Origin of the sequence: Pseudomonas sp. RIT-To-2 (assembly GCF_029623465.1) — a bacterium.
GTDB lineage: Bacteria > Pseudomonadota > Gammaproteobacteria > Pseudomonadales > Pseudomonadaceae > Aquipseudomonas > Aquipseudomonas silvicola.
This window is the reverse complement of the sequence record NZ_JAPYKM010000024.1, coordinates 1-20684: the sequence shown is the minus strand read 5'-3', so window position 1 is coordinate 20684 and position 20684 is coordinate 1. Positions and strand designations below refer to the sequence as shown.

The window sequence follows — 20684 nt, the reverse complement described above, 5'->3', positions numbered from 1 at the left end:
GGAGAAACAGGTTTGGTTACTCACTACTCATCGAACGGCAGCGAAATCGCTTGCGGTCGCAACACACCCAACGTCGTCAGCTGCGCGAGCCCTGAGCAAGTTACCTGCAAATCGTGCCTGCGCTCGTTGGCCAAGGCCGACACCAACGCCCAGCCGGTCGCCAACAAGGCACCATCGCTGGCCGAGATCCGCAAGCAGAACGCCCAGGCCAAAAAGGACAAACCGGCACCCGCGCGCTTCGATGCCAAGGCCGACTGGCGTGCGCGCCTGGCAGACTTGCCAGGCCGCTCACGCTTGCCGCGCGGTACTACCGGCGCTCAGCGCTTTGTCTGATACCGTCGGTCAGCGCTGACGCACCTTCCCCCTGCCCGCTCCTCCAATGCAATACACAGGCACTGGAGGACTGGGCCATGAACAGACTCATGACGGCACACGCACTGGCGGGCTTGCTACTGGTAAGCCCGCTGTTTGCCGTGGCCGCTGCAGACGAAACGCAGACACAGACGCCGGCACCGGCCACCGCGCTACCGGGGATGAACCAGCCCCCTAGCGCCGACGCGGATAAAGCCAACAGGGCCAACAAGAAAGGCGAGGAAGCCTCGGGCAACAATTCGGGGGCCGAGACCCAGCAAACGATCAAGGATTCGAAAACCTCGAGCAAAAGCACCGGCAAGAGCACCAGCACCCACAGGAAAACCACGCCCACGCACAAAGCCGCACCCCAGCAATAACCCCATCAATGGGATGACACGTACGCAGACGGCCCGCTGGGCGCGGGCAGCGCATAGGTGGCCTTCATCCATTCCACCTCTGCCTGCGGCGTGCGCCCGAAAAAGCGCTTGAATTCACGGCTGAACTGCGAGGCGCTTTCGTAGCCAACGCTGAACGCCGCAGTGGACGCGCTCATCGCCTGGCGCAGCATCAGCAACCGCGCCTGATGCAACCGCGTCGATTTCAGGTACTGCATGGGCGACGCGTCGGTCACCTTGCGAAAGTGCAGGTGGAAGCTGGGCACACTCATGTTCGCTTCCTGCGCCAGTGCCTCTACATCCAGACGTTCGTGATAGCCGCTGTGAATCTTGCGGATGGCACGGGTCACCTTGCCGAAATGCCCCTGACGGTTCAGGGCGGCACGCAGGGAACCACCCTGCTCACCCGTCAGGATGCGGTAATAGATCTCCCTCACCAGCGCCGGGCCCAGTATCAACGCATCCGCGGGCACGCTCATGGCCTCCAGAAACCGCAGCGTCGACGCGCGCAATGCGTCGTCCATGGGGGAGGCGTACATACCTTTGGGCGGGGCACCACTGGGCCCGAAGGCCTCGTCCACCTGCAGCATCAGCTCGCTGGCCAGTTGCAGGTCCAGGCGCATGTAAACCGCGAGCATGGGCTGCGCTTCGCTGGCGTCGGTTTCCATGGTGAACGGCACGGGCACAGACACCACCAGGTAGTGCTGGGCGTCGTACACGTACACCTCTTCACCCAGGTAGCCACGCTTGCGGCCTTGGCACAGAATCACGATACCCGGGTCGTACAGCACCGGCGTGCGCGTGAGCGGTCGGTTGGAGCGCAGGAAACGCACATCGTCCAGCGCACTGAGGTTATAGCCCTCGACCGGCGCCAGCTGTCCCATCAACTGCACCATGCGCTCAGTGCAGGTATCGGCGTGCACCATGTCAGTCACCTCGGCACGACCCTCAACCGTCAGTGGAACGGGTGAGGTCTTGCCATTGATCAATCTCACTGGCCGCCTGCGCCAGCTTGTCCCTCACCAGCCCCAGGGCATCGCTGCCCAGCAGCAGATGCACCGGCGGTGCCGGGCTGGCGATGATGTGCAGTATCGCCTGCGCCGCCTTCAGCGGGTCGCCCAACTGCTTGCCGCTTTTCGCTTCGCGCGCCTGGCGTATGGGGTCGAAACTGGCGTCGTAGTCACTGATGCTGCGCGGCGTACGACGCATGGAGCGCCCTGCCCAGTCGGTCCGAAACGAGCCTGGCGCCACGGCCGTGACGAAAATGCCGAAAGGCGCCAGTTCCTTGCTCAGGGTATCGAAAATACCTTCGAGCGCAAACTTGCTGCCGCAATAGTAGGCGATACCGGGCATGGTGATAGTGCCGCCCATGGAAGTGATGGCGATGATATGCCCGGCACGGCGCTGGCGAAAATACGGCACGAAGGCCTTGGTCACGGCGACGGCGCCGAACACATTGACGTCGAACTGGCGGCGCATCTCCTCCAGCGGTGACTCTTCGAAGATACCTTCATGGCCATAGCCGGCGTTGTTCACCAGAACGTCCACCGGACCATGGGTAGCCTCAACGTCGGCGACCACGGCATCGATGCGGTCAACGTCAGTGACGTCGAGTATCACGCCGTGAGCACGTTCATGGTTCAGGGCTTCAAACGCCTGCAAGGCAGCGTCGGTGCGCACCGTACCGATGACGCGATGCCCGTCTGCCAATGCCTGCTGCGCGAGGGCGTGGCCGAAGCCGCTGCTGACGCCGGTAATGAAAAGGGTTTTGAGGGTAGTCATGGCGAAGTCCTGTCGAGGGTTACCGGCCCATCATAGGCACCGCGGGCGAGCAGCCCCATGCCAGTTCGTGTTTGAGGATTGCCCATTCCTATCAATGATTCACTGCGACTGCGGGTGGGCGCATTGCCCCTGTGGCATCGGGGGGAAGCTCGATAACGGCGAACCCCGTCCGCCTGATATACCGCGGCGCCTGCTTCCCGAGCTGGCGCCCGGCCCCACAGAGGATGGCCGTGATGGTGAGGAGGCCCATGAAGGACCGGGCGTAGCTCGGGAAGCAGCCAACGAACAGTGACTGATACACCGCAGAATCCAATAGCCAGCTAACAAAGTTTTCACATCACGGGGCGTAAGGTACAACCAGCTCCTTTGATTCCCCTGCCCGCTAACCCCCATCGCGGGCATTTTTTTGCCTGGAATCTGGCTGAGTGCCGCCTTGCAATCGCACTGAAAACCCTCGTGTCACGGCGGGCCCCTTGCCGATAACGCACGAATCAGCCGCTGCCTGACGAAGATCCTTCATCATCATCCGTAGGTGATTATTCCCGTCAAGGGGCTGGGTGCTCGCTCGATACCGAATCGGAAGCGTCCACATCCGACATGTCTTCTTCAACAGCCGCTTCGTCGTCGGGCGGCAACGGCACCTCATGCTCGTCCCCTTTCGGGCCATGGGCCGTTTCGTTATCCGTGGTCCCGCCCACGCCACGCTGAGAAATATTCCCTGGGGCATTTTCGTCGATGTCCATCACTACCTCCGCTGAACGCGTGCAGATACGCGTTCTATTGGGAGGCGAGCAAGACCAGGGGAGTGCCCCACGTTAGACGAACGGGCAGCGCCCTTGCAATCGTCAGCCGCCCGGTTCTACACGAAAACAGCCGCTCAGGCCGGCTGTTTGGTAAACTCCGCGCGCCCTGCTTGAAGCGCTGATGAATTCTGAATTAAGGACGTTGAGTGATAAAGCCTCTTACATCCCTGCGATTTTTTGCAGCATTGGCGGTTGTCTATGACCACCTCGGAACGGGCTCTCATACGGGAGGACTGGGCGTTCTGTTCTTCTTCCTTCTGTCTGGCTTCATTATCGCCTTCACGTACTCTTCAAGAACCACCACACTCAGTGCGCCGGCGCTTTCAGCCATTTATGCCTCGCGGTTCGGGCGCATCTTCCCAATCCACCTGTTCACCCTCGCACTCGCCATACCCATTGCCACGGCGCCATCGGGCCCCTTTGTGTTCATCACCAATGCGCTGCTCATGCATAGCTGGTACCCGAGCGACCTTGACTATTTCAGCTACAACTCCGTTTCCTGGACGCTCTCGATTGAATGGGCTTTCTACTTGACGTTCCCGTTCATGCTACACGCGATAAAATCATTGAAACTGGACACTTCCCGTGTTGGCTTGGCCTTGATTTACTTACTGCCTATCGTCGCACTGTCAGCGGTCAGCCTGCTATACGTAGACCGCATGGAGCCTTTCAACCAATATTGGTGGCTACTCAAGATATCACCACTGAACGCACTCGTATTCGTGTCAGGTGCCGCGATCGGCCTCCACCATATCAATGCAGGCCCGCGGTCCCCCTCCAGAGGGGCAGCCACATGCCTGGAAGTGGGTTCACTGACGGGCATTGCGGCGCTTTACGTGATGCTGGTCCGTTGGGGCGTTGGCAAAACACTGCCACTGGATTACACCCTTTTGTTCATACCCGCCTTTTCTCTATGCATTCATGCGTTTTCATTGTCGAGGGGCTGGGTGTCCGCAGTGCTATCCTGGGCGCCGCTGGTCAAACTTGGAGAACTGAGTTTTTCCATCTACATGTTCCACCTTATTTTAATCAGGTATGCGGATAGTTATATCATTCAAGTCTCGGGGACAAGTGCGACGGCCTATGCACAGGTCGCATTGGTCGCCGCGACCATCGCACTATCATACGTCGCCTACCACACCATCGAGTCGCCTTGCCGGCACGCATCAAAAGCGCTGGGCAAGCGGTTGGCCATGAAGTTAGCTACGCGACTTCATTCAAAAATAGCGAAGCCGACTCGCGCCGAGCACGGTTGACCACCCAACATTTAGCCAATTTATGACTCCCAGAACTAGGCTCCATCAGCCACAGCACAGATGGTACGCAAAAACTCATAACCAAAAATTTTTCAGGTGTCTTCCAAGCATTGTCAAACGCACGTTATAGCCCGGCAGGCTGCCCACGTGCCGCCAACCGAGGCTTCGATAAAAGCCAATCGCGCTGCTTTCCCCAGCTGTTTCGAGCCATATCGTTTGCCCCTTAACAAAGCGCTCTTTGGCGGCGCAGCCTGCCTCTAGATAAACCATACCCCTTATCGCAATTGCGCAACAGTCACGGAGGTGAAGAACATAATAGTTACAAATCGGTGAAATTTCTCTCCGACCCAACTACAACGACATGTAAAATGATGAATTCATATTTTTGGGTAAATGCTTTCATAGAGCTGCACATCGGAAGGGCAGTCAACTTCGCCCCACGGATCAGTTGTCGGAGTTCCGCCGATGCGTACACCGGCCTCGATCAACAAAGCAAAAACCGAGGTCATATCAATTTGTTCACGCTGCGAGATACTTAAGCGCTCCAAATTTACATTCAATGAGTGCCAACCCTGTGGCGTTAGCTTGAACAGCCCCATGTATTGCCCTTGGATTTGCGCGAGTGCCGCAGCACAATGCCCGATTTCGGATACTCTACCGTTCTCGATGACAAATCGCTCCATATCATCCAGAGGTCGATCGAAACGGCGACTCCAGAGTTCTACCGCTTGGGGGTCGAATGCAAGGTCGATGTCTTCATCTTTTTGCATCAGGGCGGCCACCAGTCTCGACGAATAGAAGATATCGCCATAACTCACCATGCAAGGCTGCGAGCCTAGCCATTCACGGGCAGTATTGAGCGAGTGAAAAATCCCTGTTGTGCTCCATCGTGAATTCATAAATAGCCTGTCCGCGTAGGATGCAAGCATGTTGCTGCGATAACCTGCTACAATGCCGATCTCGGTAACACCTCCAGCACGTAATGAGCAAACTGCTCGTTCTATCAAAGGTATACCGTTCAGAGCCACCAGTGTTTTAGGCCTCTCACCAGTGAGCCTCCCCAGGCGGCTACCACGTCCAGCAGCAAGAATGATCGCTTTCATAGTGAAACTCCATAAAGCTGCCGAACCAACGCAAGGTCATCGCTATCCCAATACCGGTTGCGTTCTGGGTGCCACATCACGGCGCTATGACGCACGCTTAGGTTACTGACGGCTTCGATTACACCGTCCTCACTGATAGCCTCGACTTCATAGCCAGGCGGCGTAGCGTAAAATCCATAATTATGAAATGAATTTACACGACGAATAGCACCCTTATGGAGAACGCTATGAGCGCCTACGTGGGAAGCGACGGGCACTAGTGTTGCCCCTGAAAGGCTGAGCATCACCTGCATTCCACGACAAACTCCCAGGACTGGCAGACGACGGTCTGCAGCCCATCCCAACAGCATTGATTCGGTTTCATCTCGCGCGTCAGCAATACCCGACAGCACACGACAACTCCCTCCTCCGGTCAACAGCACACCTTGCGGCTGAAGTTGCTCCAACAGTTGGTAACTGACGGACGCATCATTGGGTATGTAAAGGGGCAACACGCCACACTCAGACAAAAAGGATGTCCAGCGCTCGTCAATCGCGTCCCTCCACTCGCCTCTGGTCGTATCGAAAAGCCGTAGCATACTGACGGCTATAATGATCATAATAGCACCTGGATACGCCGCTCAGCACAATCGAGAATTAACTTTTTAGTTGATGACAAGCTATGAAACCTTGCCTCCCCGATGCCAATTGCAGCAGGGATATCAAACTCACGAGCACGAATCGACATATGAGAGTTCTCTCCGCCATAAGCCGTGATGAACCCCGCGATTCGATGAGTGAAAATCCAGTCAAAACCAGGGTCGGCACACTCGATCAGTACAATACAGCCTTCGATCTCTCGCTTGCTAGCGTCCTCTGGCCGCAATACCGCAACTGGCGCTTCAGTCGTACTGCGGGTGATAAAGTTTGGGTTGCATATTTCGATAGTGTGAGATAGCAAATCTTGAGATTTGCAAACAATAACGGGGGTCCGGATACCTTGAGTGGACTGCCAGCGTGTACGATTGCTGAAAATACGATCCCGAATCATCCCCAACTGTGCCTCTTCAAGGGTTCCGATAAAGTCGTCAAGCGTTGAGAAACTCATTTCCTCGCGACTTATATTGTACCCTTCCCCCCAACTCCCGAGCGCCTTGAGAGCTTGCGAAACGAAAGCACCGTACAAATATTTGACCTTTTCCCGAGCTGCAATAGCGGCGTCAAGAAATATGAAAAAGTGATCGGCGGATACGCAGAGTCGGCACTCATCGAAGGCCTGTTGCACAGCAGTTCTTATTTCACCAGTGATCAGCAGCGGCTCCTCGTCCCGATAGGCCCGCTGGAGCGGCGCGTGCCAGTCGAAATAGGCGTCTGGAGTTTCATCGTATCGAGCCACGCGCAAATCATATGTGCCAGGACGTATATGGCCGTGCAGGAGCAAGAACGCTTCTTTATTCAGTACTTGGAAGTCGCCGGCCATCTTACGGCCTACAGTACAGACGCCACCGATTAGCGAGTCAGTGAAACCTGCTGGTATCCGCTGCATGGTCTCCAACGACTTGATGATTGCGGTAGCTACAAAAGCGGCTCGTGCAACGCCGGAGAAAACTTCCGCGACTACCTTTGCGTCGGCTACGGCATGACGTAACTGTTGAAGCGGATCCTCAGTCTGCTGCTGGAAAGCCTGCCTTTCGACTTTTTGTTCAATACGGGGAATTCGAGTGAGGTCCGAAAAAAATGGCCCATTGGAGCTTAAGATATTCTCAGTTACGCTCTTCAGCCCAGCTAGGTATAGCGTATGCTGTGCCGCATTCAACCCACGGAAAGCTGGAACTGATGCGGCAGGCAACGCCGCCAGTTGCGGGGTAAAGCAGGTGGGAATAATTGAGAATTCAATCTTGTCGTGCAACGCCTGGTGGCAGGCCAGATGCTTACAACATTCCGCCACTACCGATCTGACGATAGACAATGGCAGCGCTGCTGGAACGAACGACTCCACGCTATAGGGGATGCAAATATACGGTGTCCCACCGAACTGATACATCAATGGCGTATTGCGCATGTCGCGATAGCCATAGCGGAACCGCGCTGATGCCCAATTCACATCGGTGATAAGCTCTTTATAAAGGGAATAGGCTAACGGACGAGGCTTGACCCCGATCATCTCGGCGGGATTCCAGTCGGGCATCATCCCCAAAAAGGCGGTGGAACCATGGTCGGGCTCTCGGCCCTTTTGGACCAACCCTTCAAGCAGGACCACTTCCGAGCTCAGGATAGATAGCAACGTCAGGTCGGCTTGAGCATCAATATCCACTACACCTTTACCCGTCATCGGGCGTACTTGAAATAGCAGGGGCCCGCCCTGTGTGATTGCGAACTCTATGTCCAGCGCGTCATGGTCAGTCAGTTGCTCTACTTCTGCCAGCAAGGCAAACAACCCATTAAGCGCCGGAGGTTCTGGACTATCATGAGATTTGAGTGCCGCGAACGAGTGGACAGTATTGGCCCCGGCCGTGACGCCACCGGTCCCGTCCCCCGGCACATAATCGACTACGTAGTAAGGCAGGCCGGTTTCCGGATCGCGAGTCATCGCGACACCCGAGGCCGTTATTCCAGTTGCCATGTTCTGGATGAGCACTTCATCCAAATCATTGGTTTGTCCGTAAGAGCGGATCACCCGCTCAATGGCCTCATTCAATGCCACGACTCCGCGCACATTACCAACCGAAGCGTACATCCCGGCTCCAGAGCGTCCATTCTGATCTTCGGACAAACTACTGGAGCGCACGATCAATAGCTGACTTCCAAAACGCTGAGCACAATAGTTTAGAATTGCGTGCGGACTTCTGCGCCAGTTACGGACCGTGAAGCGGTGTAATGGCAACACGCGGCCTGTTTTAAGGAGCGGGGAAAGGCGCTCCAATGTCCCAGCTTTGCTTGAAAATTCGAATCTATCGGCTAAAGGTCTCGACTGCATTGGCCATGCCTCGATTTTAGTAGTCTCGTTCAGTTATGCGCTACGATGCTCGCTAGGCTCTATACAAATTATATCTCGCCCGGTCTGACTTACCCAAGTTCAGGTCCATTATATTTCGCCAACTCGTTGCCATATAGCAACGACAGTTCAGCCAGAAAGCGGTTACCCTTTTTAGCGGCAGCATAAGGACAACTATCGAACACAATTGCATGACCGATAGTTCCGATATTACCGGTATAAACACTGACCTGCTGGCCCGCGACTACATGGGCGGTACAGAACGTTATCTGATATTTATTCAGCAGTAGCTGCAGCATTTCCGGTTCATAATTATCAGCAATTCGTCCGCCCCGTCGTGAGGCTATCGTGACTACGGTACCTGCCGTATCAATCAGTGAATCGTCAATCTTGATAACCTCTCCCAAGTGCAGACGGATCAGTATTTCAAATGGATCAATACCTGTCAGCATACGGTACATCTGTGGCGCGACACTGCCCATCATCCGCGCATTGATCTCTACGAGCCATGGGCCGGATTCGTCCCGGAGCAACTCGACATGATACAGACCTGTATCCAGTTTCAACGCAGTGAATACCTGCTGAACGTAGGCTTTTATTTCCTCGCAGGCGGACTTGTCCAGACCCGATGGCATGGTTGCAGTCATCTCGAGGATTTCATTGTAATCGGCTCTAAAACGAATGGTCGTGGCGTAGCACGACACTACACCCTCCTGAACGATAACTTCGGCAGAGTGCAGCGTACCGCTTATGTATTGCTCGATCAGGTATTCATTACTCACCAGAGCATTTATTACTGGATCGGAATGAGTGCGAGCCTGGCGGATATTTTCGGCGAATGTGTCGAAATCTTGCTGGGTGAGGCAGACCGCTGAAAATTGTTTCGAAAAGCCACGCGTGGGTTTGACTACGAACGGCAACGCTAACCGCGGAACGACGCCTTGGACCAATTGACACTGTGTCAAGACTTGAAAGTCGGGAGAGCGTACGTTGTTGGTGCGTAAGGTTTCACGTAGACGATTTTTGTAGACTGCGCGGCAAAGGCTTTCATGGCTTGGGTAGCGCGTACCCAATAGCTCAGCCTCTCGCGCAACGGCAACGATCGCCGCTTCGGACGTCGATATCAGCGCATCTATTTTCCGCATGGCGTTAAGCCTTGCTAGCAGATCGTGAAACTCTTCGCCCTCAAGCGAATCGACGCGAATATATTCGTCAACATATTGTAGGTATGACTCAACCCTAGAGAAATCCCCCTCGATTGATATCGTTAAAAATGATCTATCGCGCTGATGAACAAAGGTTACGTGACAGCCCAAACGCTTCGCCGCCTCGAACGCGAGTAGGCCGCTAACTGTGCTATCGACGAAAACGACATGCTTCATAAAATTCCCATATGGTTATGTGTAGTGGAGGAAAAAGCTGCTCATGAAAAATACAGTCGCAATGAAACCCACGGTAGGAATGGCCTTGAATTTCGGCAGCTTCAGATTTGTTACCTGAAGAATGGCAATGAGCAACATCAGTATCAGCACACTAGTAGCATTGGCCTTTGCTGCCGCCACTGACTGAAAAGCAAGCGCCAGGAGGATGCCTGAATAGGTAGTTGGCAAACCGCAATACCCGACCGGGGCATCCGAGTCCTTGATGGCAAAAACTGCAAGGCGCAACACACCGGACAGTACCAAGGCAGAGCCAGCCAATACTGCTAAAGGCAAAGGAATCAGAAGAAACAGAACAAGCGCTGGCGCAACACTGAAATTCAATAAATCGGCAAAACTATCAAGATGCTTGCCAAACGCGCGCCGAGGTGCATCGTAGGCTAGCCAACTTCTTGCAATATGCCCATCGACGAAATCCAGTATCGTCGCCAGGCACATCATACCAGCAGACCAGGAAAACAGCCCTAAGTACGCTACATACACCACTGCAAAAGACAAGGCTACATTCATTACTGTCACAGCGTTGGCCAAGTCGAAAAACCTTAGAAACGGAAAAACACCAGTAATCTTAAGCATCCTCATCCCGCTCGACGCGTGACCACTTATTGGCCAGATTGCTTGACCGGCTCAAGCCAAACGGACGCAGCAGACCCGTCACCAGGTAAAATCCGGCAAAGATGACGCTAGTCCACAATAGCCCACGATATTCGACTAATAACGACCCGACAAATATTGTCAAAATCATGCCAGCATAAACTCCCGCATACTGGACGGACGCGACCAGCGGCATGGCAGTGGACGGCGTTGCCAGCAGCACGTCAGACTGCAGTTTGAAAAAAGCCAACTCAAAGAAGAATATATAGAGAAAATAGGCTGCGTAACTGCTGGACAATCCCCCACCATAGGCAGCCAACATCATGAACATTGCGCTGACGACCGCCATGGAAAAGGGTGCAATACTTCGACCACCCTTGGTCAGCTTATAGTAAAGAACTGCACCAATTAGAGCGGCCACGCTATTGACCGCTTGCAGCGCACCTACATATCCCTCCGACAAACCCAGCACGTACGCAGGCAAAACAATCCGTGACACATTGAAGAAACCCTGATAAATGCTGACAAAAATAATGAAATGCCAAAAACTGCGGCGCAGCGGCGGATTGGATTTCATCAGGCTCGCAAATGTTTCAAGCATTCCAGCGTGAGGCGCGGGAATGATGGTAGCAGTCAGGCGTTCGGCTCGAGGCAACAAAAAAGATGCGACAGAGGCAATGGAGAATAACAAAGCAGTCATTGCCAATGCGTGAGAGGGCATCATATCGCCTTTGACCAGTGTCATCGTCCCCCCGGCAACCCCGCCAGCAATGAACTGTGCCGTCAGCGTAAGCGGAATGGTGGATTCCACATTCGCGGAACTAAAATAGGATTTTATTGCAACGATTCTACCCACCCGCTGCAACGCGTCCAGGGTGCCAATAGCGACACCTCCCAGCACCGCAACAAGCACGACAGTGGAAAGCACCGAATAAACCACAACCACCACCAGCAATGCCAGGATATTGGATAAAAGCAATAGTGTTCGCGGAGACACCCGATCGGATAGCCTGTAAATCTGGCCAACGAATAGCACCGGCAATACCATAGGTGAAAATAGCACGATCTGCGAATAAAGCAGACTGCCGGTTTCCTTGTAAGTATAATATGAGAGATAAACATAACTTAGCGTGGAGGCACAGATAGCGCACAGATTCACGATCCAAACAAGAACCGTAAGCCCCTTAGATGACCCTGGACAAGACATATAATTTCCACCTCTCTCACAACCGCAATAAGCTGCCGTGGAAAAATCCTACTCGCCCATCCATTCAGGATCCCACACCCCGACTCGAGAGCACGTTAATTAACATTCGACTTAAAATATTATGAATCTAGCGCCACCCTGAGCGCGCTTCGATTTGCATGCAGTCTCGCAGCATGGAGTTGCTTAAAGCTGTGCCCATCGGGGGTATAGCGTCATCTACAATGAGTGCTGGAATTTCTCCAATGGGAAGTACGTTCGACAGATTGGAAAGAATCGGTAACACCAACGTCAGACAGCATGATAAATTGAGCTTGGCCCTCAGCAGATCAAACACAACTCGCCCTACAACTCACCATCGCTATTTCTCATCCCCGAGCAAGGTTTAATGTTTCACAGGCAAGGGAACAAGCGGCAGCTCATACGACCGTTGAAAAAATTGAAGCCAAACTTCAGCCAATAAAAAACCCAGCCTTGGCTGGGTTGATGAGTACGACGATGCCTGCTCACACACAAAAATGACATCATGGGAATAATTTCGCTCATTCGCTCACGCCAGTCAACACACTACCTGTAACCTCATGTATCAACACTCCCTCCGTTTTGAGAATATCTTCAGCGCAGACAAGAGCCTCACTTACCAACTCCGACGCGGCATCGTTGATCAGCTTTCGCCAACGGCGACGCGTTGACTCGGGTTTACCAGTGTTATCCCAAGTATTCATGTCATAAAAACTGTGCTTGAGCACAATCGCATCGGAAGACCTGGACTGTTCTTTAACGTCATTTGCCCGCGCGGCCGCTACCGCTGCCTTGATTACCGCTTCACGTCTCCACACGGGCACGCCAAGTGGCAGAGCAATTGACTGGGCGGTCGCAGCTTTCGGCCGAGCGCCCGCCAGCTTCGGGATTGCCCAAGCCGTTATGGCCTTGTAAAGGAAGAGCGTCGAAATTGCGGCAGGCACCTTTGGCGCCAAAACTGAATGGAGAACCCCAATGGCCTCGACCTTATGGCTTCGACGGGTGCTGTAACGCGCCACCAAGGCGTGCCAAAGCGCAGGCTGAAGGTTGTGACGCAGCCGAGCTCCCACCCAGGAATCCACCTGAGTACGGTCTATGACGCCCCTCCTGCATGAGCGCACCAGGGACACCCTGTCGCTCCCGCTATCCTCGTCCTGCGAGTTATAAGCCTTCTGCCACGCTTGCGTGCTGACGTTATTGATCGTCTCAGCCGCCAGGACCGAGATAACTGCGTTGAGTACGCTTGAATAGATCATGCTGCCTTCCCATGCTTGCCCGGATCATCCACTCGCACCCGGTACCCCTTTGATCAGACTCGACATGGCATTGCCGAATCACCCAGCGGATGCCTCAGAGAGTATTCAGAAGCCAAATCTAGCCGCATACAGCTAACTAGCCACACAGGGCTTGCCAGGTCAAGATGTAAATGCCTAGCCGTTAATGGCAGAATTCGAGGATTCATTGACCGGTAGCATTTAATGACGACAATTGAACAGGTGCTCGCTGACAACTTGAAATACCTGATGGCGACTCGGCCTGACGTGGCGACTCAGCCAAAGCTCGAGGAACGTTCAGGGGTGGGCCAAACCACGATCGGGCGGATCTTGAGGGCTGAGACAGAAGCGAAGATCGGCACCGTGCAGGACCTTTCGACCGTATTCAAATTGAAGCCAGGGGATTTACTCGACCCACGCTTGATCGATCGCCTGAGCGAACTGCACGTCGTCAACCGTGACACCCGGTGCGATTCGGGGCTGGTGCCCCTTATCTCGTGGGCGACCTTGAGTACCTTGACGGGCCCCGTCAACCAGATTCCTGGCGAGGATGTGGAACAATGGCTGGAGTCGCCCTTCGCTACTACCGCGACGACTTTTTGCCTCAAGGTGCGCGGGGGTGGGATGTGGCCAGAGTATATGAATGGCGAGATCATTCAGCTCGACTCCGCAGTGCAAGCCGAGCACGATGATGACATCGTGGTAAGGACGCCGGATGGCAAGACGACTTTCAAGCGACTTCAAGACGGCGACGATGGGCTGTACCTACTGGCCCTCAACCCCGAATATCCTGAACGGATTGCCAAAATGTCCAACGGCGCCATTATTTGCGGCGTGTGCATCGGTAGCTGGATGGATCGCCGCCCCTTCGGGCTCCGTTGAAGGCTTGATAGAGCAGATTCGCGCTCCAGCCTGGCTCACACCATCAAGCCATGAAAGGCTTTAAATGCATGAATGGCTTGATCGCGGTAGTAGCGGGCACTTGCCACCTGCGCAGAGGCGCTTACTGGTTCGATCACGTTTCATCAATCAGCTCCGCCCTGCCGCGGGCAAACCAAGGCCAATGATGCGCAGACCGCCATACACCTCGCGCCCTACCTATGAGACAATAGCGCCAGTCCGGTTTGACTCCCGCATCCACCTTCCCCGCAGCTCGACCTCATGGCCGCATGCTGCCGGTGGCGTTTGCGCCCCAAGTTATTGATAGGTAAGCCCTTTGATCTCCACAGCTAACATCACCATGCAGTTCGGCGCCAAGCCGCTGTTCGAGAACGTTTCGGTCAAGTTCAACGGCGGCAACCGTTACGGCCTGATCGGCGCCAACGGTTGCGGCAAGTCGACCTTCATGAAAATCCTCGGCGGCGACCTGGAGCCGTCCGGCGGCCAGGTGATGCTGGAGCCGAACGTGCGCCTTGGCAAGCTGCGCCAGGATCAGTTCGCCTATGAGCAGTTCACCGTGATCGACACCGTGATCATGGGCCATGAGGAACTGTGGAAGGTCAAGGCCGAGCGTGATCGCATCTACTCGCTGCCGGAAATGAGCGAAGAAGACGGCATGGCCGTGGCCGAGCTGGAAACCGAGTTCGCCGAGATGGACGGCTACACCGCCGAATCACGCGCCGGTGAGCTGCTGCTGGGCCTGGGTATTCCGCTGGAACAGCATTTCGGCCCGATGACCGAAGTGGCGCCAGGCTGGAAGCTGCGGGTGCTGCTGGCCCAGGCGCTGTTCTCGGACCCGGAAGTGCTGCTGCTCGACGAACCGACCAACCACCTGGACATCAACACCATCCGCTGGCTGGAAAACATTCTCACGGCGCGTAACAGCACCATGATCATCATTTCCCACGACCGTCACTTCCTCAACAGCGTGTGCACCCACATGGCTGACCTGGACTACGGTGAGCTGCGCCTGTTCCCGGGCAACTACGACGAGTACATGACCGCGGCCACGCAGTCTCGCGAGCAGTTGCTGGCGGACAACGCCAAGAAGAAGGCGCAGATCTCCGAGCTGCAGACCTTCGTCAGCCGGTTCTCGGCCAACGCCTCGAAAGCCAAGCAGGCCACTTCCCGCGCCAAGCAGATCGACAAGATCCAGCTGGCCGAAGTCAAGCCGTCGAGCCGCGTGAGCCCGTTCATCCGCTTCGAACAGACCAAGAAGCTGCACCGCCAGGCGGTGACCCTGGAACAACTGTCCAAGGGCTTCGACGGCAAGACCCTGTTCAAGAACTTCAGCTTTACCGTGGAAGCCGGCGAGCGCGTGGCGATCATCGGCCCGAACGGTATCGGCAAGACTACCCTGCTGCGCACCCTGGTGGGCGAGCTGGCACCGGACGCCGGTGCGGTGAAGTGGACCGAGAGCGCGGAGCTGGGTTACTACGCCCAGGACCACGCCCATGACTTCGAAGACGACGTCAGCCTGTTCGACTGGATGGGCCAGTGGACTCAGGGCGAGCAGATGATTCGTGGCACCCTGGGCCGCATGCTGTTCTCCAACGACGAGATCCTGAAGTCGGTTAAGGTGATTTCCGGTGGTGAGCAAGGCCGCATGCTGTTCGGCAAACTGACCCTGCAAAAGCCCAACGTGCTGATCATGGACGAACCGACCAACCACTTGGACATGGAGTCGATCGAGGCGTTGAACCTGGCGCTGGAAAACTACCCGGGCACGCTGATCTTCGTCAGCCACGACCGCGAGTTCGTGTCGTCGCTGGCTACCCGCATCATCGAGCTGAGCGAAAGCGGCGTGGTGGACTTCAGCGGTACTTACGACGACTACCTGCGCAGCCAGGGCGTGACGTTCTAAAAGCCGACGTGTAGCGGCCACCCGCGCTGCGGCGCATCATTTGCACCACACGCGGCCCGATGCGGCCGGGTCCGCTACACGGACCTGGCCGCGTCGCACACGCCGCGCGGCGTCAGGCACACCACTGCTTCACCCCGGCTTCCATTTCCCGCCCTGCCCCGCCATCATGACCGGACCTCCAACCGCCCGCCCGCGAACGAGCCGCCATGACTGCCGCCCAACAGCCACCTGCGCCCAGCACCTCCAGTGTCACCCTGAAGATCGTTTCGATCGTTTTCTATACCTTCATCGCCTTCTTCTGCATCGGCCTGCCGATCGCGGTGCTGCCCAGCTATGTCCATGACCAGTTGGGCTTCAGCGCGGTCATCGCGGGCCTGGTCATCGGGTCGCAGTACCTGGCGACGCTGCTCAGTCGTCCGCTGGCCGGGCGCGCCGCCGATGGCCTTGGCACCAAGCGCACGGTGGTGCTGGGGTTGATCGGGGTCGGCGGCAGCGGCGTACTGACCCTGGCGGCGACGCTGCTGCATGGCGACCCCGCGATCAGCCTGGGAGTGCTGATCGTCGCGCGCCTGTTGCTGGGGGCTGCCCAGGGCCTGGTTGGCGTTGCCACCAATGCCTGGGGCATCAACGAGGTGGGCGCCGAGCACACGGCACGGGTGATTTCCTGGAGCGGCATCGCGTCCTACGGCGCGGTGGCCCTGGGGGCGCCGCTGGGCGTATGGATGGTAGACCTTGGCGGGTTCAACAGCCTGGGGCTGGCGTTGACGGTATTGGCGGCCGTGGGTTTGCTGTGCATTCGTCGCAAGACCTCCGCCCCCCTGGTACGCGGTGAGCGCCTGCCGTTCTGGGCCGCTTTCGGCAGGGTCGCGCCGTATGGGGTGAGCCTGACGCTGGCCTCCATCGGTTACGGCACCCTGACGACTTTCATTACCCTGTACTACCTGGACCGCGGCTGGACCGGCGCAGCCTTCTGCCTGACCGCTTTCGGGGTGAGCTTCATTATCGCCCGACTGCTGTTCATCAATGCCATCAACCGCCTGGGCGGCTTCACCGTGGCACTCGCTTGCATGGCCACGGAGGCCGTGGGGCTGGGGCTGGTGTGGTTGGCGCCCTCCACTGCCTTCACCCTGCTGGGGGCCAGCCTGGCGGGTTTCGGCCTGTCGCTGGTGTACCCGGCGCTGGGCGTGCTGGCGATCAGCCAGGTGCCCAGTACCAGTCGAGGGGCAGGGCTGAGCGCGTTCGCGGTTTTCTTCGACCTGGCCCTAGCGCTGGCCGGGCCGCTGATGGGGGCGATTGCCCTGCACTTGGGTTATCGCTGGATTTTCTGCTTCGCCGCGCTATTGGCCATCAGCGGCCTGGGATTGGTGCTGCTGCTAGCGCGGCGAACTCGCCGCGCGGGTCACTGATCAGCCGTCTGCATACCTGCGTGGCTCGGTTCGCTGAGGGTCTGGGTGAAGAAGTGCCCGGCCTGGCGCACCAGGTCGCGGTGGATGTCTTCACGGTTGACCCCGTCAGCATCGTTGCACAGGCCCGGCATGGCGGCTTTCTGCTCATCATCGCAAGGGGCCATGAACACGAAGTGTCCGGCGCCGGCCAACACCTTGTAGTCCGAGACCATGGGCAGCTTGCGCGCCAGCGCGGCGGCGTTCTTGTCCAGGGCCAGCAGCTTGTCGTTGTCACCGCTGTAGATCAGCGTGGGCACGTGTACCTGTGACAAGGTCTCGCGGTTGAACATCAGGCCCAATGGCGCCATCAGCAGCAACGCCTTGACCCGCGCGTCCGCTGCGGGGCGCAGGTCGTCACGGTCCACCAGCAATTCGCCATGGGTCTGGCAGGCATCGGCGTCATTGGGAAACTCGGCGCAGTACTTGCGCAGGCGGTCCAGGTTTGGCCGAGCGCCGGAGAGGATCAGCGCCGTTTCCCCGCCGGCCGAGTAGCCGATCACGCCAATCTGGTCCGGGTCGATGAAAGGCGACAGCATCGGCTCAGCCAAGGCGGACGTAATGGCCTGGGAGATCTGCAGGGGGCGACCGTAGAGGTTGCTCACCGCGCCCAGACGGCTATGGTCCTTCCAATTGTCGCCTGGGTGGTAGACCGCCACCACCACGAAACCCTTGCGGGTCAGCGAGGTGATCAGGTCATGCAGCGCCAGGGGGGTGCCGGCGTTGCCATGGGACAGCATCAGCATGGGGTAGCGGCCCATGGCGATGCGTGCATCCTCGGTCGCCTCGACCTTGTAGTTCTCGATACGGGTCAGCTGCTCGCGCTGGTTCGACGGGTAGAACGCCAGCGCCTGCATGGGCTGATGGTCCAGGGGGTCGAGAAAGGTCAGGCGATGGAAACCCACGCTCCAGTGAGCGGGCGGCGCGGCCGAAGCCTGCACTGAAATCAGGCCAAGGGCCACGCACATGAGAATATTCGCACAAAGACGCATCATGGGATGCCCACCTTTGCCACCCGCCTGAATAGGAACCTTTCGCTGCTACCGCAGTGCGCTTAGTGTACGTCCCGTACGCGCGCCCACCGAGTGAAAGGTTGATCAGTGTTGCATAAGCATAACGCGGGCCAACTTTTCATGACACACAAAAAACGCCGCCCGTGACTGCTTTGAGCAGCCACGGGCGGCGCGGGTTCAGCGTATTTCGATCTATCAGGCAGCGAACAGCTTCGAATCGATCTTAGCTTGGGCGCCAGCCAGCGCCTTGGCACGAACTTCTTCACCGTAGGCCAGGCCTTCGGCGCGGACGATTTCGATGTCGGTGATGCCGATGAAGCCCAGCAGCACTTTCAGGAACTCTTCGTGGGCCACACCGCTTGGCTGGCCAGCGTGGATGCCGCCGGAAGTGGAAACGATGACGACTTTCTTGCCACCGCACAGGCCTTCAGGGCCGGCTTCGGTGTAACGGAACGTGGTGCCGGCCACACAGATGCGGTCGATCCAGGCCTTCAGTTGAGTCGGGATCGAAAAGTTGTACATCGGCGCGCCGATCACGACGACGTCGGCGGCCAGGAATTCGCTCAAGGTGTCCGCCGACAGTTTGGCTTCCACTTCGCCGCCAGCCAGGGTGGCCGAGGAGAAGTGCGTCAGGGCGTCGGTGGCCAGGTCACGGTAGGTGACGTCAGCGCCAGCGAAGGATTGAACCACGGCCTGGCTCAACTGACGGGAAGCGGAATTGTCGCCGAGGATGCTGGAATCGATGTGCAACAGTTTCATGGGGAATCTCCTGTTGGAAAAGGCCGCCGGGGCAGCTGGAATGGAGATCATCCTACCGGGATATGGAATAGATGATTAGTCCGTGAGTTTGCGTTAGATTGTCCCACTCATGAGACGATCAGGGCAACGGCCATGCAGGACCTCAACGACCTCTATTATTTCGCCAAGGTGGTCGAAGCTCAGGGCTTCGCCGCGGCTGGGCGCCAGTTGGGGGTGCCCAAGTCACGCTTGTCACGGCGTATTGCCGAGCTGGAGGACCGCCTGGGCGCGCGCTTGCTGCAACGCACCACCCGGCAACTGAAACTCACCAGCGTGGGCGAGCGTTATCTGCGCCACTGCCAGGCGATGCTGCTGGAGGCGGAAATGGCGGACGAGGTAGTCGCCAGCCTGTCCAGCGAACCGCGTGGCCGCCTGAGGGTGTCGTGCCCGGTGGGCCTGGCCCACGAATTTTTGCCCAAGGTCATCAGCAGTTTTCTGCACGAGTACCCCCACGTGCAGTTGGACATGGTGTTGCTCAACCGCCGGGTGGATCTGATTACCGAGGGCATCGACGTGGCGTTGCGTGTGCGCGAACCGGGTGACGAAGACCCGGGCCTGGTCACCCGCCGCCTGCGCGAAGCGCGCACGGTACTGGTGGCCAGCCCCGCCTTGCTGGCCGGCAACACCATTGCCAGCCCCGACGACCTGGTGGCCCTTCCCGTGCTCGGTGCCCTGGAAGCCGACCGCATGGTCCACCTGCGTCTGCTGGACGAACAGGGCAACAAGCGCGACCTGGTGCTGGAAGCGCGCCTGGGGATTGAAGATTTTGTGGTGCGCAAGGCCACGGCCATAGCCGGCCTGGGTTTCACCCTGTTGCCGATCATGCACTGTGAAGCCGAACTGGCCAGCGGTGAACTGGTGCAGTTGCTGCCCGACTGGTCCTTGAGCAATGGCTGGCTGCAAGCGGTATACCCGCACCGGCGCGGGGTGTTGCCGGCGGTGCGCGCCTGGATCGACCACCTGGTCAAAAGCCTGGAAGAATGCGGGGAGCGCTACATATGATGAACGAACAGCAACTGGCCGACTTCTGCCTGAGCCTGCCCGGGGCCCGGGAAGACTATAAATGGGGCGGCATTCGCGTGTTGTCCGTTGCACAGACCAAGATGTTCGCAGTGTTTGGCCTGGCCGGTGACAGCCTGTCCCTGAAGGTCGACAAAGAGCTGTTCCTGGGCTACGTCGACCGTCCGGGCATTCGCCCGGCGCCGTACCTGGCGCGGGCTGGTTGGGTGAGCCTGGCGTTACCGTTGCCGGTAGGGGATGAGGAAGTGCAGGACTTGCTGCGCCGCTCGCATCAACTGGTAGTGCGGCGGTTACCGAAGAAGGCGCAGGTGGGAATGCTGCTGGACCTGTAGGGCCAAGCACCCTGGAGCCACGCGACGCGGTATCGCGGGCAGACCCCAGCGCGCCCTTCCCGAGCTTCGCCCGGTCC

The 20684-nt window shown here is 57.3% G+C and carries 20 protein-coding genes; 8 read left to right on the top strand and 12 right to left on the bottom strand.

Going from position 1 to position 20684, the window contains the following annotated elements; translation table 11 throughout:
• The first annotated feature begins 12 nt into the window (after positions 1-12).
• Together QBK88_RS20165 and QBK88_RS20160 are read left to right on the top strand one after the other, a co-directional pair.
• The gene (locus tag QBK88_RS20165) at positions 13-333 is read left to right on the top strand and encodes a hypothetical protein (protein WP_277963425.1); all 321 of its coding nucleotides are present in this window, start codon (positions 13-15) and stop codon (positions 331-333) included.
• A 77-nt stretch (positions 334-410) separates the two neighbouring features.
• Positions 411-731, top strand: a complete 321-nt coding sequence (locus QBK88_RS20160; RefSeq protein WP_277963424.1) for a hypothetical protein — start codon at positions 411-413, stop codon at positions 729-731.
• Between the two features lie 5 nt (positions 732-736).
• On the opposite strand, the gene QBK88_RS20155 is transcribed toward QBK88_RS20160, so the two are convergent.
• The 3 genes from QBK88_RS20155 to QBK88_RS20145 form a co-directional block, all read right to left on the bottom strand.
• On the bottom strand, positions 737-1675 hold the full coding sequence (locus QBK88_RS20155; protein WP_277963481.1) for an AraC family transcriptional regulator: 939 nt from the start codon (positions 1673-1675) through the stop codon (positions 737-739).
• Positions 1676-1697: 22 nt separating this feature from the next.
• Positions 1698-2531 (bottom strand): oxidoreductase, encoded by an 834-nt coding sequence (locus QBK88_RS20150; protein WP_277963423.1) that lies wholly within the window; start codon positions 2529-2531, stop codon positions 1698-1700.
• 545 nt (positions 2532-3076) lie between these two features.
• Complete coding sequence (locus QBK88_RS20145; protein ID WP_277963422.1) at positions 3077-3274, bottom strand: hypothetical protein; 198 nt, start codon at positions 3272-3274, stop codon at positions 3077-3079.
• 206 nt (positions 3275-3480) lie between these two features.
• Between QBK88_RS20145 and QBK88_RS20140 the strand changes: the two genes are divergently transcribed.
• Positions 3481-4590 carry an acyltransferase family protein gene (locus tag QBK88_RS20140; protein ID WP_277963421.1) on the top strand — a complete coding sequence of 370 codons (1110 nt, stop codon included), beginning with the start codon at positions 3481-3483 and terminating at the stop codon, positions 4588-4590.
• A 377-nt stretch (positions 4591-4967) separates the two neighbouring features.
• Here QBK88_RS20140 and QBK88_RS20135 read toward each other — a convergent pair whose 3' ends face one another.
• The 7 genes from QBK88_RS20135 to QBK88_RS20105 form a co-directional block, all read right to left on the bottom strand.
• Positions 4968-5693 carry a phosphocholine cytidylyltransferase family protein gene (locus QBK88_RS20135; protein ID WP_277963420.1) on the bottom strand — a complete coding sequence of 242 codons (726 nt, stop codon included), beginning with the start codon at positions 5691-5693 and terminating at the stop codon, positions 4968-4970.
• Positions 5690-6292, bottom strand: a complete 603-nt coding sequence (locus QBK88_RS20130) for a gamma-glutamyl-gamma-aminobutyrate hydrolase family protein (protein ID WP_277963419.1) — start codon at positions 6290-6292, stop codon at positions 5690-5692. Before QBK88_RS20130 ends, QBK88_RS20135 begins: the two co-directional genes overlap by 4 nt.
• A complete protein-coding gene (locus QBK88_RS20125; RefSeq protein ID WP_277963418.1) occupies positions 6289-8649 on the bottom strand; it encodes a PEP-utilizing enzyme in 2361 nt (786 codons plus the stop codon). The genes QBK88_RS20130 and QBK88_RS20125 overlap by 4 nt, the downstream gene beginning before the upstream one ends.
• 89 nt (positions 8650-8738) lie before the next feature.
• Positions 8739-10049, bottom strand: a complete 1311-nt coding sequence (locus QBK88_RS20120) for an ATP-grasp domain-containing protein (protein WP_277963417.1) — start codon at positions 10047-10049, stop codon at positions 8739-8741.
• 15 nt (positions 10050-10064) lie between these two features.
• On the bottom strand, positions 10065-10682 hold the full coding sequence (locus tag QBK88_RS20115; protein WP_277963416.1) for a CDP-alcohol phosphatidyltransferase family protein: 618 nt from the start codon (positions 10680-10682) through the stop codon (positions 10065-10067).
• Positions 10675-11859 (bottom strand): hypothetical protein, encoded by a 1185-nt coding sequence (locus QBK88_RS20110; RefSeq protein WP_277963415.1) that lies wholly within the window; start codon positions 11857-11859, stop codon positions 10675-10677. Before QBK88_RS20110 ends, QBK88_RS20115 begins: the two co-directional genes overlap by 8 nt.
• Positions 11860-12446: 587 nt before the next feature.
• Positions 12447-13181 (bottom strand): hypothetical protein, encoded by a 735-nt coding sequence (locus QBK88_RS20105; protein WP_277963414.1) that lies wholly within the window; start codon positions 13179-13181, stop codon positions 12447-12449.
• A gap of 222 nt (positions 13182-13403) precedes the next feature.
• Here QBK88_RS20105 and QBK88_RS20100 point away from each other — a divergent pair, with 222 nt between their 5' ends.
• The 3 genes from QBK88_RS20100 (at position 13404) to QBK88_RS20090 (ending at position 17408) form a co-directional block, all read left to right on the top strand.
• Entirely contained in the window at positions 13404-14081 is a 678-nt protein-coding gene (locus QBK88_RS20100) for a S24 family peptidase (RefSeq protein WP_277963413.1), read from the top strand.
• Positions 14082-14415: 334 nt separating this feature from the next.
• Positions 14416-16002, top strand: a complete 1587-nt coding sequence (locus QBK88_RS20095) for an ABC-F family ATPase (RefSeq protein WP_277963412.1) — start codon at positions 14416-14418, stop codon at positions 16000-16002.
• Between the two features lie 206 nt (positions 16003-16208).
• The gene (locus tag QBK88_RS20090) at positions 16209-17408 is read left to right on the top strand and encodes an MFS transporter (RefSeq protein WP_277963411.1); all 1200 of its coding nucleotides are present in this window, start codon (positions 16209-16211) and stop codon (positions 17406-17408) included.
• Here the strand turns inward: QBK88_RS20090 and QBK88_RS20085 are convergent.
• Entirely contained in the window at positions 17402-18439 is a 1038-nt protein-coding gene (locus QBK88_RS20085; RefSeq protein WP_277963410.1) for a dienelactone hydrolase, read from the bottom strand. The genes QBK88_RS20090 and QBK88_RS20085 overlap by 7 nt on opposite strands.
• 213 nt (positions 18440-18652) lie before the next feature.
• On the bottom strand, positions 18653-19216 hold the full coding sequence (locus tag QBK88_RS20080) for an FMN-dependent NADH-azoreductase (protein WP_268141009.1): 564 nt from the start codon (positions 19214-19216) through the stop codon (positions 18653-18655).
• Positions 19217-19348: 132 nt separating this feature from the next.
• On the opposite strand from QBK88_RS20080, the gene QBK88_RS20075 reads away from it, so the two are divergent.
• Positions 19349-20257: a LysR substrate-binding domain-containing protein gene (locus QBK88_RS20075; RefSeq protein ID WP_277963409.1), complete on the top strand. Its 909-nt coding sequence runs from the start codon at positions 19349-19351 to the stop codon at positions 20255-20257.
• Positions 20257-20607 carry an MmcQ/YjbR family DNA-binding protein gene (locus QBK88_RS20070; protein WP_277963480.1) on the top strand — a complete coding sequence of 117 codons (351 nt, stop codon included), beginning with the start codon at positions 20257-20259 and terminating at the stop codon, positions 20605-20607. The genes QBK88_RS20075 and QBK88_RS20070 overlap by 1 nt, the downstream gene beginning before the upstream one ends.
• The last annotated feature ends 77 nt before the right edge of the window (positions 20608-20684 follow it).